Below are 16,832 nucleotides of genomic sequence, written 5' to 3' on the forward strand. Positions count from 1 at the left end.
CGGGAAACGGGCCAGGTCAGAGATGATCCGCGATCAGTAACCCATATTTTTCTTCTTCTCTAACTCTTCTTTCGCCGTGTCAGGCAGATAGAGTGTGGACTTGGTCAGTGTCACTTTCTGCGGCATGGTGCCGTCTTGTTTGAATTTCTCAAGCGCATCAAACGCCGGACCCGCCATGTTCGGGGTCAACTCGACGCTGGCATTCGCTTCACCGGCAATCATCGCTTTATAGATATCCGGCACACCATCGATGGAGCCTGTGAGGATATCTTTACCCGGTTTCAGACCCGCTTCTTTGATGGCCTGAATCGCACCGATCACCATGTCATCGTTATGGGCGTAAACCATGCAAATGTTCTTGCCGTTGTTTTCTGCCTTGATGAAGCTCTCCATGACTTCTTTCCCTTTACTGCGGGTAAAGTCGCCGGACTGAGAACGAATGATCTTAATGTTCGGGGCTTTGGCGATCGCTTCCGCGAAGCCTTTTTTACGATCGATCGCCACACTTGCGCCGACTGTCCCCTGCAGTTCCACAACGTTACACTGCTTACCATCAACGGTTTTGATCAGCCAGTCGCCAATCAACTGACCTTCCAGCACATTGTTGGCGGTCACCGTGGTCATATAAAGAGAATCGTCTTTTACATCAATAGAACGGTCGAGCAGGAATACCGGGATTTTTGCCTCTTTTGCTTCTTTCAGTACTGGCTCCCAACCCGTTGCAACCACCGGGGCGATAAAGATGGCATCCACGCCCTGAGCGATAAAAGAGCGTACAGCTTTGATCTGGTTTTCCTGTTTTTGCTGCCCGTCAGCGATTTTCAGCGTGATACCGCGCTTCTCGGCTTCACTTTTCGCGACGTTGGTTTCAGCGGCTCGCCAGCCGGACTCAGAACCGACCTGCGAAAATCCTACGGTCAATGGAGCAGCCATCACCATAGACGACATGGCTGCGGAAACTGCTGTGACAAGAAGTAAGCGCTTCCACATAAGAGTATCCTCGTAGGGTTATTGTTGGATAAAACTTCACCTGCGGGATAACTATAGACAAGGCGAGATGTAACAGAATGCGTTACATCACACTTCAGAAAAGTGGATAAAATGTTAATCACAGTTTTGTAATCGTTTCCATTTTCCTATGAAAAAAGCGGCTGAGTTTATGGATTTTTCAGTTATGAAATTCGTCTGAAAAGAACAATATCAACGCGATGAACAGGAAAACAGGAAAAGACTTTCTTTGTGAGTTGGCTATAATACCGGGCACCAGATTGCCACACATTTTTAAGGAAACAGACATGAGCTTACTCAACGTCCCGGCGGGTAAAGATCTGCCCGAAGATATCTACGTCGTCATTGAGATCCCGGCTAACGCAGACCCTATCAAATACGAAATCGACAAAGAGAGTGGAGCACTGTTCGTTGACCGCTTCATGTCTACTGCGATGTTCTACCCGTGCAACTACGGTTACATCAACCACACCCTGTCTCTGGACGGTGACCCGGTAGACGTTCTGGTTCCGACTCCGTACCCGCTGCAGCCGGGCTCCGTTATTCGCTGCCGTCCGGTTGGCGTGCTGAAAATGACTGACGAAGCCGGTGAAGACGCCAAACTGGTTGCCGTGCCGCACACCAAACTGAGCAAAGAATACGATCACATCAAAGATGTGAACGACCTGCCGGAACTGCTGAAAGCGCAGATCGCGCACTTCTTCGAGCACTATAAAGATCTGGAAAAAGGCAAGTGGGTGAAAGTGGATGGCTGGGCCGACGCTGAAGCGGCAAAAGCTGAAATCATCGCTTCCTTCGAACGCGCTAAGAAGTAATTCTTACCGCCGCAGAACGTTAAACACCGCCTGATTGAGGCGGTGTTTTTGTTTTATGGGCTTATTCAATATTTGCCTGCACACTCCCACCTGCTCTCGTAAAAAGCCACGCCACCCGAAGGTGGCGTGGCTTTTTATTGCTGGTTTCTGTCTAACCAGTTTCCGCTTTCAATCAACGTTAACCCGTCGACCGGACGTTGGTACACGTACATCCATGCACTTCCGTACGGTGTTTGAATCAAATGGCGAGCGTATTCCCCGCCCTTGGTGCGTAGCGCATCAAGCTCGGCAAGGGTCGAGGCGTCGATACGATAAACTTCACCATGTACTGTGCCCTTTCCCGGCACTGCGCCTGGATAGTGGCCCAGACTGTACAGCTGATAATCATCGACACTGTGCGCACCCAGCCACTGAGCGTTGGTCATCCAGTGGCTGTTGCCTTGTTTGCGTCGTAAACTGCCGTAAACAAATATTCGCATTGCTAAAACTCAAACTGATAGAGCAAATCCAGTGCCTGATCAACGCCAGACACGGCTTCCAGATATAGCTTAGGCATCAGGCGATAGCGTAACGTGAGTGTTGCCAGTGAGTCAAAAATACCCACGCCATATTTCACCTGTAGACCCGGCAAGACATAGCCACTGACCACCACCTGCGAAGAGTCGCCGACTCCCTGGGTGTCCAGCGCCAGATTGCTTACGCCAAACGTCTCACCGATTTTACCCACAACCTGACCACTTTGTGCAACCCCCAGACCGACAAGCATTGATGTCATTGCTGCACTATCGCTCTGCTCGCTGTCAAGACCCTGACCGCGAAGCAGGTAAGAGAGTGCCTGCTGTTGCGACATCGCCGGGTCGGAGAACACTTCCGCTTTCGGCTGATCGGCAGTACCGGTGACGCGAACGCCGGCAATCACGTCGTTTTCAGTGGCTTCCGGGTTGCGAATGGCTTCAATGTTCAGTAATGGCTGATCCGGCGGACCAGAGAACAGCAGTTCGCCTTTACGCACGATCAAATCCTGGCCATACGCATGGAAGCGGCCACTCGGGATATTTATCTGCCCATTCAGTCCCAGACCTTGTTTGTCCTGCGCGACTTTAAGATCGCCTGTCAGGCGCGCTTTCAGGCCAAACGCATCCAGACGAACATTGTTACCGACATGGATATTCAGGTTGCTGTTGATGGGGATCGACGCCGTCTGCGGTTCTTCCGGTTGCAGATTGTTATTCAGCATCACCTCGTCGCTGGAAACGCCAACGGCGCTTTCCGGCAACTCGTGCACAACAATGCGCGCCCATGGCACATCCACGTTGCCGTCCAGCGTGAACAGGCCAGGTGTAGCGGTAAACACCACATCCGGCGAAACGTCCAGCCGCACCATCGGCGGTACGGTGATCCGCACCCGACTGCCTTTGGCGGCGATAGTGGCACGCCAGTTATCGATCTGGCTCCAGTCCGCATTACCGCTGAGGTTGATCTGCCCTTGTTGCGTCAGCACGGAGCCCTGCAACGTAGAACTCGTTCCATTAAAGTTCATCGCTAAATGGCTCGGCTGCATATCGAACGGCATAAAATTACCGTCGATATCGACGCCGTTCAGCTGCATCTGACCGAACAGTTGTGGCCCCTCCAGGTTACCGCCAAGGCGCAGATTCGCGCTGAGCTTACCGGCAGCTTTCTCACCCCGAGAGAAGATCGGGTTTATCATCGCCAGCGAGAAATCACGAATGTTGACGTTGCCGCCGAGGTTACGCCGTCCCTGCGGATCGGTCACCTGCACCTGTCCCTCAAGTTGACCGTTGTTAGTGAGGCGAATCAGCCAGCCCAGTTCCACGCGATTGTTGCGCAATTCCGCGTTCAGGTTCAGTGTGTCGAACGCCACCGGCAGCGGCGCATCGTTCACCACCTGCGTAACTTTGACGTTGCGTCCGGAGAGCGTCACGCTCCCCTGCGGCAGCCCTTCTTTGGTGGTGTCCCAGCTGACGTCGGCTTTACCGCTGAAGACCCCGCTGGCTTGCGTCGCCTCTGGCATAAACGGCTTCAGCATCGCCAGATCAAAACGGTTGAGATTAACGACTGCGCGGCCTTCTGCCCCGGCATCAATGGTCTGCGGCACGCAAAGTTCAGCATCCGGGTTGTTCCAGCAGTGCGGCCCGATACTGATTTTTTGTTCCTGATTCCGGTAATCCAGTGCAATGGCGCGGTTCAAAGACCACGGCCCGACCGGCGTCTGGAAACGGGTGTTGCTCAGCTCGCCTTTCCAGCGCTCCGCTTTACGGTCAAAGCTGCCTTTCAGCGCCAGTTGACCAGAGACCGGCTCGCCCTGGAGACGCAATTGCAGATCATGCTGCGTCTCGTTGCCTTTGGCCTCCAGCATTACCAGCCCCATGTTGACGCCCGGCTGGACGATGTTATCAACGCGAACTTTCAGGTTACCGCCAATCTGATCCGTCGATTTGACGTCGCCTTCCACACGCACCTGCGCAATGGATAATTCCTGCCAGCGCAGGTTTCGCGCTGTGATATCCGCCAGCAGTTGCGGGGCATCTATTGTGCCGCGAACTTTCAGCAGACCTTTCGCCGTCCCCCCCAGTCCCGGAAGGGCGTTGTCGAGACTGGGCGCGTCGATGGTGGCATCCAGATTAAGATCTTTCACGCCCAGCTCGCCTTTCACATCAGCGCTATTACGCCCCAGCACCAGATGCAGCCCCGGAATAGTCCACTGCATATAACTGTTGCCTTTCAGCGAGCCTTCCGCATTAACCTTGTTCTGCTTGACGTTGCCGGTGATTTTCAGCTCAGGCACGTCCATCTGCCAGCTGCCGCCGTAAAGGCTGCCGCGGGTTTTAATCAGCCCGTCGAGTTTCGACGGCCAGTCAGGCACCTCTTTCGCAGTATTAATGCCCTTCAGGGTTAATTCACCGTTCCAGCTGATCGCCTGCTGCCAGTCCAGTAGCGCTTTGAGTTCGGTGGTGCCTTCCAGCGCCGCCACGGAGAGCTTATCGAGATTCACCTGTTTTTCGTTGCCCTTCGCATCCAGCGTGATGGTCGCGGGCGGGACACTCTGCCCCTTCACAGCAGTACGGAACGACAGGGTGTAATCGGTCATTTTGCCGCTGAGTTTCAGCTTCAGGTCATCGGCCTGATACTGTTTCTCACCGGTGAAAGGCCAGTAAAGCTGCTTGCTCAGCACTTCCACGTTTAGCGGTAGCCCGGCTTCTGCCAGTTGCGCCTGCGCGCGAAGCGACATATCCACCGGGCCGGAAAGATTTACGCCGACATCCAGTTGCTTGCGCAGCTCGCCGCCCACTTTCAGTTTGATACTCTCGCCCTTCATCGGGTCGATATTCAGCGTACTGTTGAGTGTAATATCGACCGGCCAGTTATCCTGCAACTGCGCGGTGCCAGACGCATTCACCGTTCCCTGGTTCGAATCGATATCCAGCGTGTCCAGGTGAGTATTACCGTCAATGCTGCTCACTTTCAGCAACATGCTGAAGATGGTCAGATCGGTATCCCCGGTCAGGCGTAGCTGTTCGCCGCGAAATTCCTGAATATTGAGATTCAGAGGCAGATGAACGTCGGTCATCTCCGGCAGCACCGGTTTTGAGAACAGTTCGGTCAGCGTTTCGCCCAGCGGTTTCTCTTCCGGCTGCGGGTTTTGAATTTTCGGCTCGACCACCTCTTCCTGGGCCACCTTCGCCACTTTCGGCAGGGCAATCAGCAACCCCTGCAGCGATGTCGGCGTCAGCGTCAGATCTTTATCCTGCCAGTTAAGCCCGGAGGAGAAATCCATCACCGACACGGTGGTGTCGTCTATTTTGATATTGACGTTGTTCAGCGCCACATGGCTGAGTGTGATGGGATACGGCGTGGAAAGATTGAGCGGGCCGCTCTCTTCGTTCTCAACTGGCGCCGCGGGCGGCATTTTTTTGCTGTCGATGGCGACGTTAATGTCGCGCAACGAAATGCCATTCACGCACAGCGCGCTGTTCCACAGACAATCCAGTTTAACTGCCAGATGCAGTTGCCCGGCATCCACTGCCACACCTGACTGCTGGTAACGCACGTTTTTCAGCGTCAGATCACGCCAGCCGCCGGTCACCTGGCCGATTTCCAGCCCCGGTACCCAGCGGTTCGCCGCCGTGAAAATCAGATGCAGCCCGGATGTGGTGCCGACGAGATACGCCACCGTGCCCAGCAGCAAAACAATAAAAATCAGTACGCCGAGGCTTATTTTCTTCCATAAACTCATAATTCAGGCCCCAGACCGATGTAAAACTGTAAACCATGCTCTTCTTTATCGCCGACCGGGACGGCGAAATCGAGTTTGATGGGGCCGACTGGCGACTGCCAGCGCACACCGACGCCTGCGCCGGTTTTGAAATCACTCCTGCGGATGTCGCTCACCGCTTCACCGCCATCGACAAACACCGCCCCCCACCATTTGCCGCTCACGTTGTACTGATATTCCAGCGATCCGGTCGCCAGTTTTGAGGCACCGATCAGCTTGCCATCGTCATCTTTCGGGGCGATTGATTTGTATTTGTAGCCGCGAATGCTGCGGTCGCCCCCGGCGAAGAAACGCAGGTCCGGCGGCACTTTGTCGAAATCACCGGTTTCTATCCAGCCGAGGTTACCGCGCGCCACAAAGCGATGACGATCATAAAGCGTGCGGATCCAGACGTTTTGCGCCTGCAGCACCACGAAATCGACATCAGAACCCCAGGCCGTGTTGGAGTAATCCACCGAATAACGCTGGGAATCGCCCCAGTTCGGCATCAGGCCGCCGCGTGAACGGGTGCGGCTAATCATCACGCCTGGATAGAGCAGCATCGTCGTATTGGTGACATCAGCCTGGGTAAAGTGGTCAAGACTCCAGCGCAAATTGATTGCCCGCTGCCAGCCGCTGGAAAGATCCCAGTAACGTGAGACGGCGAGCGTTGTGGAGTCTGATTTGGTGTCGTTGAGGTCAGTACGCTTGAGGCCGCCCTGCACCAGGTAATACTGCTCCAGGGGGTTCTTCAGGAGCGGCATTTTATAGCTGAAATCGAGCTGCTGCTCCGGCGCGGAAATACTGGCGCTGGAGGTCAGGCTGTGACCATAAGAGTTCATCCACGGTTTTTTCCACGTCGCCTTCACGCGCGGCCCGACGTCAGTAGAGTAACCGACCCCGGTTTCAATAGTGTTTTCACTACGGGGCGATACCACGCCGTGTAACGGCAATACTTTGGTTTTACGGGATTTATCAAATTCGGGTGCCACCACCACGGAGTTAAACCAGCCGGTGGCTGACAGGCGGCGATTCAGTTCGGCTAAATCAGCGGAGGTGTAGTAATCCCCTTGTTTGAATGGCACCAGATTCTGCAGGTAACGATCCTGAATCTGCGAGCCTTCAAAGGTGACCGCGCCGAAGCGATAGCGTTCGCCGCTGTCATAGTCGATATCCCAGAAAGCCTGGTGCCGGTCGAGCGCCACGCCGAGTTGGCTTTTGTTGAATTCGCTGTCGAAATATCCTTTGCGCAGCGCCACGCTGGTGAGATCTTTCTTGAAGCCGTCATAATCGCCATGATTCAGCACGGTGCCGACTGCCGGGCGCTTCTTTAGCAAGTCGAGATAATCCCTGTCGGTACGCGCGCCGCCACGCAGGATCACCCCGATTCCGCCAATACGCACAGGCTCGCCAGGGGTGACTTTCGCCAGCAACACCTGACGGCCTTTTTTTGGCGGTGGCTTGAGTTCAAAATCAATGGTCGGTTCGTAATACCCCAGCGCTTTCAGGCCCTCGCGAATGGCATCGTCTACACGCGCCTGAAAGCGGCGGTCAGGCGTCACTTCGTCGCCCTGAATAGTAGAAAGCTGGGCACGAACGTTTTTTTCCAGGTTTCCTGAGAGTCCTTCAACCTGCAAACGTATATTCGCCGCACTGGCGACCCCGCTGACCATCACCAGGCTGGCCACACAAAACTGGCGGATTTTTGGCACGTTTTCTCCTGAAATTCCTTGTTTCCTCCCCTACAGGAAACACAAGCGTCGATCCACGACGTAACAATCCATTATCATTGGACTGAAAAAAAGACAACTTAGTTATAATCTCGTATGTTTAAATTTAGTCATATTCGCAGTGCTTATTGTGTTAAAAGACGCACGCTGTGACAACCTTAACCACAATTTCCTTTTCCCGGAGGCCAAATCGTGAGTCTTTTCGATAAAAACCATCTTGTCAGCCAGTCGGATGCGTTACCCGGGCGTAACACGCCAATGCCAGTGGCAACGTTGCATGCTGTTAACAATCACTCCATGACCAATGTGCCGGACGGTATGGAAATCGCGCTGTTTGCCATGGGATGCTTCTGGGGCGTGGAACGGCTGTTCTGGCAACTGCCGGGGGTATACAGCACCGCGGCAGGCTACACCGGCGGTTTTACGCCGAACCCGACCTACCGTGAGGTCTGCAGCGGGGAGACGGGGCATGCGGAAGCGGTACGTGTGGTGTACGATCCGAAGGTCATCAGCTATGAACAATTGCTGCAGGTCTTCTGGGAAAACCACGATCCGGCGCAGGGTATGCGCCAGGGCAATGATCATGGTACGCAATATCGTTCTGCGATTTATCCACTGACGCCGGAGCAGGAAACGGCGGCAAAAGCCAGCCTCGAACGTTTCCAGGCGGCGATGCGCGCCGCGGGGGATGACCGCCAGGTCACCACGGAGATCGCCGCCGCAAAACCGTTTTATTACGCAGAAGACGATCACCAGCAGTACCTGCATAAGAATCCGTACGGCTATTGCGGTATCGGCGGCATCGGCGTTTGCCTGCCGCCACAGACGGCGTAGCTCTTCCTGAAGCGCCTCTGGCGACTTTACAGTCCTTTACGCTATACTAACCTCGAAATTGCCGGTCCATGACCTTTGGACCGGTTTTTCTTGTCAAATCTCACCCTTAATACACATGATCATTCATAAATGTGGTGTATAAAAGTGAGCAACTTCCCTTCCGAGGATCTGGCCTGAACGGCTGGATAAGATATGTTAAACAGTATTTTAGTAATACTTTGTCTGATTGGCGTCAGCGCTTTTTTCTCGATGTCCGAGATTTCGCTTGCAGCCTCACGAAAAATCAAACTCAAACTGCTCGCCGATGATGGCGACATCAACGCACAACGCGTGCTGAAAATGCAGGAAAACCCCGGCACTTTCTTTACTGTGGTGCAGATTGGCCTCAATGCCGTCGCTATCCTTGGCGGTATCGTGGGTGACGCGGCTTTCTCTCCGGCGTTTTACGGTATCTTAAGTAACTACGTGTCGTCCGAACTGGCAGAGCAACTGAGCTTTATTCTCTCCTTCTCGCTGGTCACCGGCATGTTTATTCTCATCGCCGACCTGACACCGAAACGCATCGGTATGATTGCGCCCGAAGCTGTGGCTTTGCGTATCATCAACCCGATGCGCTTCTGCCTGTTCGTTTTCCGCCCGCTGGTCTGGTTTTTTAATGGCATGGCGAACATCATTTTCCGCATTTTCAAGCTGCCGATGGTGCGTAAAGACGACATCACTTCTGATGATATCTATGCCGTGGTGGAAGCTGGTGCGCTGGCCGGGGTGTTGCGTAAGCAGGAACATGAGCTGATCGAGAACGTGTTTGAACTGGAATCACGTACTGTGCCGTCTTCCATGACGTCGCGTGAAAGCATTATCTGGTTCGACATCAACGAAGATGAGCAGAGCCTGAAAAACAAAGTCGCGGAACATCCGCATTCGAAGTTCCTGGTCTGTAAAGAAGACATCGACCACATCATTGGTTACGTTGATTCCAAAGACCTGCTGAACCGTGTACTGGCGAACCAGAGCCTGGCGCTGACCGGCGGTGTACAAATCCGTAATACGCTGATTGTGCCGGATACGCTGACACTCTCCGAAGCGCTGGAAAGTTTCAAAACCGCCGGTGAAGATTTCGCGGTGATCATGAACGAATACGCGCTGGTGGTGGGGATCATCACCCTGAACGACGTGATGACCACGCTGATGGGCGACCTGGTCGGTCAGGGGCTGGAAGAGCAGATTGTCGCACGCGACGAAAACTCCTGGCTCATCGATGGCGGTACGCCGATTGACGACGTGATGCGTGTGCTGGATATCGACGAATTCCCGCAGTCCGGCAACTATGAAACCATTGGTGGCTTCATGATGTTTATGCTGCGGAAAATCCCGAAACGTACCGATGCGGTGAAGTTCTCTGGCTACAAGTTTGAAGTGGTGGATATCGATAACTACCGCATCGACCAGTTGCTGGTGACACGCATTGACAGCAAACCGACAGTACTGACACCGAAACTGCCGGATGCGGAAGAGCAGAAGAAAGGCGCTGCGTAAGATCTCGCGGATTACAATGGGCCGTTTTATTATCGTGGTGCTCAGTCCGTTTATGCACTGAGCATATTAGAAAAAAGTCCTGGCTTTTCAGTCAGGACGCTGTCTGTCATCTGAAGCACCATTAGGGTGCTTTTTTGCTTTTTAGCATCCATCTTTTCAATCCCCTCTCCTTCACGGCTTCGCCGCCTGCTTCATTTTTTTAAGGTCTTCGCATAACTCCTGCACGTCGTCATTGATAAATCTGCAAATCTTCACACGAAATTCTTACACATTGGATAATTCCTTATTATTCAACAATAAATCATTCATTTAATAGATAATTCCTTTCGTGACGTAACTCACAGTTGCTTCTCTGCATGCATGTAAGCATTCTCATAAAATCCATTAATTTATTGTTTTATTTGCATTATTTATAATTCCCGAGCTTCCATCATGTTAGTAAATAAAGAAAGCAATAAACCATAGCAAAAGGACTTGACCATGACAGGAAAACCCGCAGCACGGCAGGGTGACATGACCGCCATCGGCGGCCCGATAGTACAGGGCTCCGCAGGGGTCTTCATTGGTGCTCCTACCGGCGTGGCCTGCTCGGTGTGTCCCGGTGGTATCACTTACGGTTCTCCAGTTAACCCGTTGCTCGGGGCTAAAGTGCTTCCCGGCGAAACCGATGTAGCGCTACCCGGGCCACTTCCTTTTGTGCTTTCCCGCTCATACAACAGCTACCAGACAAAGACGCCCGCTCCGGTGGGTATCTTCGGCCCCGGCTGGAATGCCACCTCTGATATCCACCTACAGATACGCGATGGGGAGATCATCCTTAACGACAGCGGCGGACGCAGCATCCACTTTGACCCACTGTTTCCCGGCGAAACCGCCTTCAGCCGCAGCGAGTCGCTCTGGCTGGCCCGCTGCGGTACATTGAAACTACATGAGAGTAACGTATTGCACAGACTGTGGCAGGCTCTACCGGAGTCCATTCGGCTAAGCCCGCACATGTACCTGGCAACCTCCAGTCCACAGGGGCCGTGGTGGCTGCTCGGTTGGGCTGATCGCGTGCACGGCGTAGATGAAGCGCTGCCAGCCCCGCTGCCGTCCCATCGGATACTGACTGGATTGGTGGATGGTTTCGGTCGCGCTCTGATCTTTCACCGGGAGGCTCTGGGGGATTTCACCGGATACATCACGGCCGTGACCGACGGGGCCGGACGTCGTTTTCGCCTGGAACTTGTGCGAATAAGCGGCGTACCGCAGACCCACTACGGCGCGGATGAGGGCGTGCGCCTGGCGGCACTCTGGCTCACCCATGATCCTGAGTATCCGGATAAGCTGCCCCCAGTGGCTCTGGTGCGCTATGAGTATTCATCACGCGGCGAGCTGGCGGCAGTATATGACCGGGGAGATGCGCAGGTGCGATGCTTTGATTATGACCCGCAGCATCCGGGCCGGATGGTGGCCCATCAGTATACCGGACGACCAAAAACCGTCTACCGCTATGATGCCGCCGGGCGTGTGGTGGAACAACATAATCCTGCCGACCTGAGTTATACCTATGGGTATGAGAAAAACACCGTCACCGTTACCGACAACCTGAATCGCCGTGAGGTCCTGCACACCGAAGGCGAAGGTGGTATGAAGCGAGTCATAAAAAAAGAGTTGGCGGACGGCAGTGCCACTCACAGTGAATTCGATCCAGCAGGCAGACTGATTGCACAAACGGATGCGGCGGGCCGCAAAACACAATATCGGCTGAGCCCAGGCTCCGGCCTGCTCACGGAAATCGTCGCTCCGGATGGCAGATCGCAACAATTTAACTATAACGGCCAGCACCAGCTTATCATAGCCTCCGGCGCTGACGGCCTGAGCAGCAGAAAGGAGTATGATGACCTGGGCAGACTGACGGCAGAGACCTCCCGTCAGGGCGATGTCACCCGTTATTTTTATGCCGACCCGCAGAGTGAATACCCTTCCGCCACCGAAGCCCCCTCCGGCAGCCGCAAACATATGACGTGGAGCCGTTACGGGCAGCTGCTGACCTACACCGACTGCTCAGGCTACGAAACCCGCTATGAATACAACCGCTTCGGGCAGATAACGGCCATACATCAGGAAGAAGGCCTAAGCTATTACTGGGCTTACGACTCACGCGGCAGACTGGTCAGTCGTAAAGATACACCGGGACATGAAACACGCTATGAATACAGCGTGGAGGGTGACCTGACGACGGTAGTGTCTCCGGACGGCAGCCGCAGAGAAACGCAGTACGACGCGGGGGGCAGACCGATCAGTATTACCGAAGGTGGCCTGACCCGAAAAATAAAATACGACGCTGCCGGGCGTATCACCACCCTGGTGAACGAAAACAACGCCACAACCACTTTCACCTGGGATCCGATGGATCGCCTGATGGAAGAACACGGCTTCGATGGCAGGACACAGCATTATCTCTACAGCGTTACCGGGCATCTCATCCGCAGCGAAGACGAAGGCCTGGTGACGTTGTGGTACTACGATGCATCAGACCGCCTGACACATCGCATGGTGAACGATGAAGAAGCCGAACGCTGGCAATACAACGAGCGCGGCTGGCTGAAAGATATCAGCCATCACAGCAACGGCCACCGTGTGACAGTGCATTATGACTATAATGAGAAAGGCCGGATGACTCGTGAGAGACAGACCGTCCATACCCCCGACGCCGATGAACCACAGTGGGAGCATGCCACTGTGTACGAATACCGAAACGGCCTGGCATACCGGACCACTCCCGACCATTTACCGCCGGTGGAATGGTTGACGTACGGCTCCGGTTACCTGGCTGGCATAAAATTCGGTAATGAGCCCCTGGCTGACTTCACCCGTGACCGCTTGCATCGGGAGACACTACGTAGCTTCGGAACTTACGAGCTGGCCAGCGTATATACCGCAAGCGGACAGCTACAACACCATACGCTGGGCCTGTCGGCATTCAACAGGGAGTACATATATAACAACAGCGGAGAGCTGGTACGCATCCACGCCTCCCTGCAACAGCGACATTATCAGTACGACGCGGCGGGAAGGCTGAACCAGGAATACCGGACCCATACAAAAACCACAAAGGAATACTTCACCGATCCGGCAGGTAACCGAATTGCTGGGCAGCAGCAGTACCCGGTACTGCCTGCGTGCTTCCCGGATAACCGCCTAAGTGAAGACGTGAACTGGTTTTACCACCACGACGCTCACGGCAGGCTGACGGAAAAGGATGAGCGCCGCGTTCGTGACGGCGGCAGCCATACCCACCACTATTCCTACGATAGTCAGCACCGACTGATACATTATGTTCGAACCCAACAGGGGCAGCCGCTGGAAGAAAGCCGGTATCTGTATGATCCGCTGGGCCGCCGTATCGCCGCAAAGACAATGCAAGGCACCACCTGGTACGGCTGGGACGGCGACCGGCTGACCACCACACAGACGGACAACAACCGCGTCCAGACGGTTTACCTGCCGGGCAGTTTCACCCCGCTGCTCAGAATCGAAACATCGATGGAAGAGCTTAAAAAAGCGGCTCACCGCTCACTGGCGGAGAAGCTCCAGCAGGACGCAGGCATGACCTTTGTGCCGGAGCTGGTAACTATGCTGGACGACCTGGAGAAAGAGCTGCGGCTGGGTAAAATCAGTGAACCGAACCGCCAGTGGCTGGCGCAGTGCGGAGTGACTCCTGTACAGATGGAAAACCAGATGGAACCCGCGTACACACCATTGCGTAAAATCCACCTGTATCACTGCGACCACCGCGGCCTGCCGCTGGCGTTGATACAGACCGACGGTAGAATCGCGTGGAGTGCAGAATACGACGAATGGGGCAACATGCTGTGGGAAGATAACCCGGATGATCTGGAGCAGCTTATCCGTTTGCCTGGGCAACAGTACGATAAAGAGACAGGGCTGCATTATAACCGTCACCGGTATTATGACCCAACGCAGGGTCGGTATATTACTCAGGATCCTATCGGGTTGAGAGGGGGATGGAACCCTTACATATATCCATTAAATCCAATTGTGAATATAGATCCGTTGGGATTGATAGCATTTGGCGGTGAATTTGGTAAATGGACTGGTTCCGCAGTTAATGCTGCATCTGAAGGTAGAATGTCGTACGAAGATGGAGTGGCTGCAATAGATGCAGCTACTGGTCCTCACTTTTCTCCACTTATATTTTCTTCTTCTCTTGATGTCGGTGTTGCAGCTTATGGAATTACAGGTGGCAGTATTGCACTTGGCATCCTTACCGGGAACGGTGATAAGGGTTTAGATCTATGCGCGTATATTACGGCATGCCAAGGGGTAGGGGCTGGTGTTTCCGGCGCTGCGTCTGTTTCTGGTACAATCAGTAACGCACCTCCTAGCTCTGGAGTATCATATAGCAGTGGAGCAACAACTGATGTTGGATTCTTACTTAATGGTTCTGCAACAAGTTTAGTTGAGATGAATGGTAAAAATGGTCCTTTGCATTGGTCGGCAACAGCTGCCGGAGGATTGGGGGGTGGAGAGTTTGTAGGTGCGCTTACCTGCCAGCAATATACTCGTTGTATAGTTAATTAGAGATTTTTATGAATATTAAAACCATTATTTTTATAACGACTGTCTTTTTGATAGGTTGTGATAATCATGACGTAAATAATGCTACAATTGAAGTAGCTCGGTTTCATTCAATGTATAACACAAAAGAATTCATTGGAATTTATGATACTATGTTAACAAATGAATTCAGAAATTCAATGCCCAAAAATAATTATATAAGCTTTATGAATCAAACATATAATATACTAGGGGTATATCGCAATAGTACATTAAAAAAAGCAATCAAATTAAATCATTAATTGGCAATGAAAAAATTGAATTGACATATAATACCACATATGAAAGATATACTTTAGATGAATTTTTTCTCTTAGAAAAAGAAGATGGATGCTATAAATAAAAAAATAGTATATGATGATATTAATGCCATAAAGAGAGAAAACAACAAATATTAAAAGCGGGATAAAACTGGGAATGATCGTAATATTCGACTCTGGCAGAAAACAAACTCGAATCAGTACGATGATGAGTCGGGGCTGTTCTATAACTGATACTACGAACTGTTACAGATAAGGTATATCACCCTGATTGCGATTAGGCTCAAAGGTGGGTGAAATCTTTATCAATATCCTTTAAATCCCGTATCTAAAGCAGACCCATTGGGATTGATAGTGTTTGGTGGCGAATATGGCAAATGGGCGGATTCCGCAAGGAATTCCATATCTAAAGGCTATGTGGCATCCGATGATGGAATGGCAGCAATAAATGTAGCTAATAGGCCCCTATCTCGCTCTCTTTCGGTTGATATTGGCGGATCTTTGGATGCTTTTAGTGGAGGTAGTTTTACTACAGGTATAGCGATTGGAACAAATGACAAGGCATCAGGTAATCGGGATATTTGTATGTATTACATGCTATGTGAACATAGCGGAATAGGTTATGCTGCAGGGTTATCTATTTCGGGAACAGTTTCTGGTGGTGGAGTTCCCCCCGGAGAAACTGAATCAAAGGGCATGATGTATTCGGGAGGACTTCTGGGAAAACTTTCAGCTTCAAGTGCCAAAGATATGAATGTAAATTATTCTGGAACACTAAGTTCCGGACCTGGAATTGGTGTTTATGCTGGAGAACTTACATGCTCTAAAATTTCCAGATGCATATCTGAGATGATGGGGTAGCAATATGAAAAGCAAGAAGCTAATTATATTTTTCATGGTTTTACTCCCTATTTTATTTACATTATTTGGCTCAGAATTAAGACATAAATACATTAAAAATGATGAGGAAATTAGAGAGCTTGCAAAGCAGCAAGTTAATGTAATCCAAGAGAATTATAACGATGGAGCGTTATTGGAAATTTATAACAAAGGAACAAATGACTTTAAAAAAATCACTCCAGAAGGCGATTTTCTTTTACTAATGAAAAGGAAAAAAGAAGTATTAGGCTATTTTGTAAGCTCAGAACTACTGACAAGTAATGTTATAAACTCAAATGTTGTAATTCTTACATATCGTTCTACATATAAAAATTATTCATTAATTGAAGAGTTTCAATTTATCCGAAAACATAAAGACGATGACTTGCAATTGGGGACATATTTTATTGATGATGGAGGGCAGCGAGGTGACGTCATAATGCAATGAAGTAATGCCTAAACGGATGGGGAGTAACCACAGGGTATATGAAATAATCACCAGTGGAGCAGATTAAGATTCAGATGGAGCAGGAACATATGGCGCTGCGTAAAACTCACCTGTATCACTGCGACCACCGCGGCCTGCCGCTGGCGTTGATACAGACCGACGGCAGAATCGCGTGGAGTGCAGAATACGACGAATTTTATCATTTCCGGAAGGAAAGAAGCAATATGGAAATGATAACTCTAACTATAATTTCATAGTGAATAACTGTCAGGACTTTGTAAGCGATGTTTTGGATGAGTACAAAAAATTAGAAGGTGCGAAACAATGAGCCGTTTTCTAGTAAAAATTATTATCGCTTCTTTCTGCCATTCAGATAGCGATTTGAAAAGATTGAACTAAAATAGCGAATTAATAGTTCTCAAA

The 16,832-nt window shown here is 51.7% G+C and carries 10 protein-coding genes and 2 pseudogenes; 8 read left to right on the forward strand and 4 right to left on the reverse strand.

What is annotated here, in order from left to right:
- Window positions 1-33: 33 nt before the first annotated feature.
- Window positions 34-990 carry a galactofuranose ABC transporter, galactofuranose-binding protein YtfQ gene (ytfQ, locus tag GTGU_RS09740; RefSeq protein ID WP_038156199.1) on the reverse strand — a complete coding sequence of 319 codons (957 nt, stop codon included), beginning with the start codon at window positions 988-990 and terminating at the stop codon, window positions 34-36.
- 305 nt (window positions 991-1,295) lie between these two features.
- On the opposite strand from ytfQ, the gene ppa reads away from it, so the two are divergent.
- Window positions 1,296-1,823, forward strand: a complete 528-nt coding sequence (ppa, locus tag GTGU_RS09745; RefSeq protein ID WP_038156201.1) for an inorganic diphosphatase — start codon at window positions 1,296-1,298, stop codon at window positions 1,821-1,823.
- Between the two features lie 134 nt (window positions 1,824-1,957).
- Here ppa and GTGU_RS09750 read toward each other — a convergent pair whose 3' ends face one another.
- From GTGU_RS09750 to tamA, 3 genes are read right to left on the reverse strand one after another with little or no spacing between them, the layout of a single operon-like run.
- Window positions 1,958-2,302, reverse strand: a complete 345-nt coding sequence (locus GTGU_RS09750; protein ID WP_038156204.1) for a gamma-glutamylcyclotransferase family protein — start codon at window positions 2,300-2,302, stop codon at window positions 1,958-1,960.
- A 2-nt stretch (window positions 2,303-2,304) separates the two neighbouring features.
- Window positions 2,305-6,081: an autotransporter assembly complex protein TamB gene (gene tamB / locus GTGU_RS09755; RefSeq protein ID WP_038156206.1), complete on the reverse strand. Its 3,777-nt coding sequence runs from the start codon at window positions 6,079-6,081 to the stop codon at window positions 2,305-2,307.
- Window positions 6,078-7,811, reverse strand: coding sequence for an autotransporter assembly complex protein TamA (tamA, locus tag GTGU_RS09760; RefSeq protein ID WP_038156208.1), 1,734 nt, complete (start codon window positions 7,809-7,811; stop codon window positions 6,078-6,080). Before tamA ends, tamB begins: the two co-directional genes overlap by 4 nt.
- A gap of 210 nt (window positions 7,812-8,021) precedes the next feature.
- On the opposite strand from tamA, the gene msrA reads away from it, so the two are divergent.
- The 7 genes and pseudogenes from msrA to GTGU_RS27020 form a co-directional block, all read left to right on the forward strand.
- The gene (gene msrA / locus GTGU_RS09765) at window positions 8,022-8,663 is read left to right on the forward strand and encodes a peptide-methionine (S)-S-oxide reductase MsrA (RefSeq protein WP_038156210.1); all 642 of its coding nucleotides are present in this window, start codon (window positions 8,022-8,024) and stop codon (window positions 8,661-8,663) included.
- 192 nt (window positions 8,664-8,855) lie between these two features.
- On the forward strand, window positions 8,856-10,199 hold the full coding sequence (gene paeA, locus GTGU_RS09770) for a polyamine export protein PaeA (RefSeq protein ID WP_038156212.1): 1,344 nt from the start codon (window positions 8,856-8,858) through the stop codon (window positions 10,197-10,199).
- 480 nt (window positions 10,200-10,679) lie between these two features.
- Window positions 10,680-14,786 carry an RHS repeat-associated core domain-containing protein gene (locus GTGU_RS09775; RefSeq protein ID WP_084222767.1) on the forward strand — a complete coding sequence of 1,369 codons (4,107 nt, stop codon included), beginning with the start codon at window positions 10,680-10,682 and terminating at the stop codon, window positions 14,784-14,786.
- A gap of 494 nt (window positions 14,787-15,280) precedes the next feature.
- A pseudogene (locus GTGU_RS27015) lies at window positions 15,281-15,376 on the forward strand (hypothetical protein); the annotation flags it as partial.
- 60 nt (window positions 15,377-15,436) lie between these two features.
- Window positions 15,437-15,943 (forward strand): hypothetical protein, encoded by a 507-nt coding sequence (locus tag GTGU_RS25715; protein ID WP_156964113.1) that lies wholly within the window; start codon window positions 15,437-15,439, stop codon window positions 15,941-15,943.
- Between the two features lie 4 nt (window positions 15,944-15,947).
- On the forward strand, window positions 15,948-16,409 hold the full coding sequence (locus tag GTGU_RS09780; protein ID WP_038156214.1) for a hypothetical protein: 462 nt from the start codon (window positions 15,948-15,950) through the stop codon (window positions 16,407-16,409).
- Window positions 16,410-16,462: 53 nt separating this feature from the next.
- A pseudogene (locus tag GTGU_RS27020) lies at window positions 16,463-16,606 on the forward strand (RHS domain-containing protein); the annotation flags it as partial.
- Between the last annotated feature and the right edge of the window lie 226 nt (window positions 16,607-16,832).

Origin of the sequence: Trabulsiella guamensis ATCC 49490, from assembly GCF_000734965.1 — a bacterium.
GTDB classification, from domain to species: Bacteria; Pseudomonadota; Gammaproteobacteria; order Enterobacterales; family Enterobacteriaceae; genus Trabulsiella; species Trabulsiella guamensis.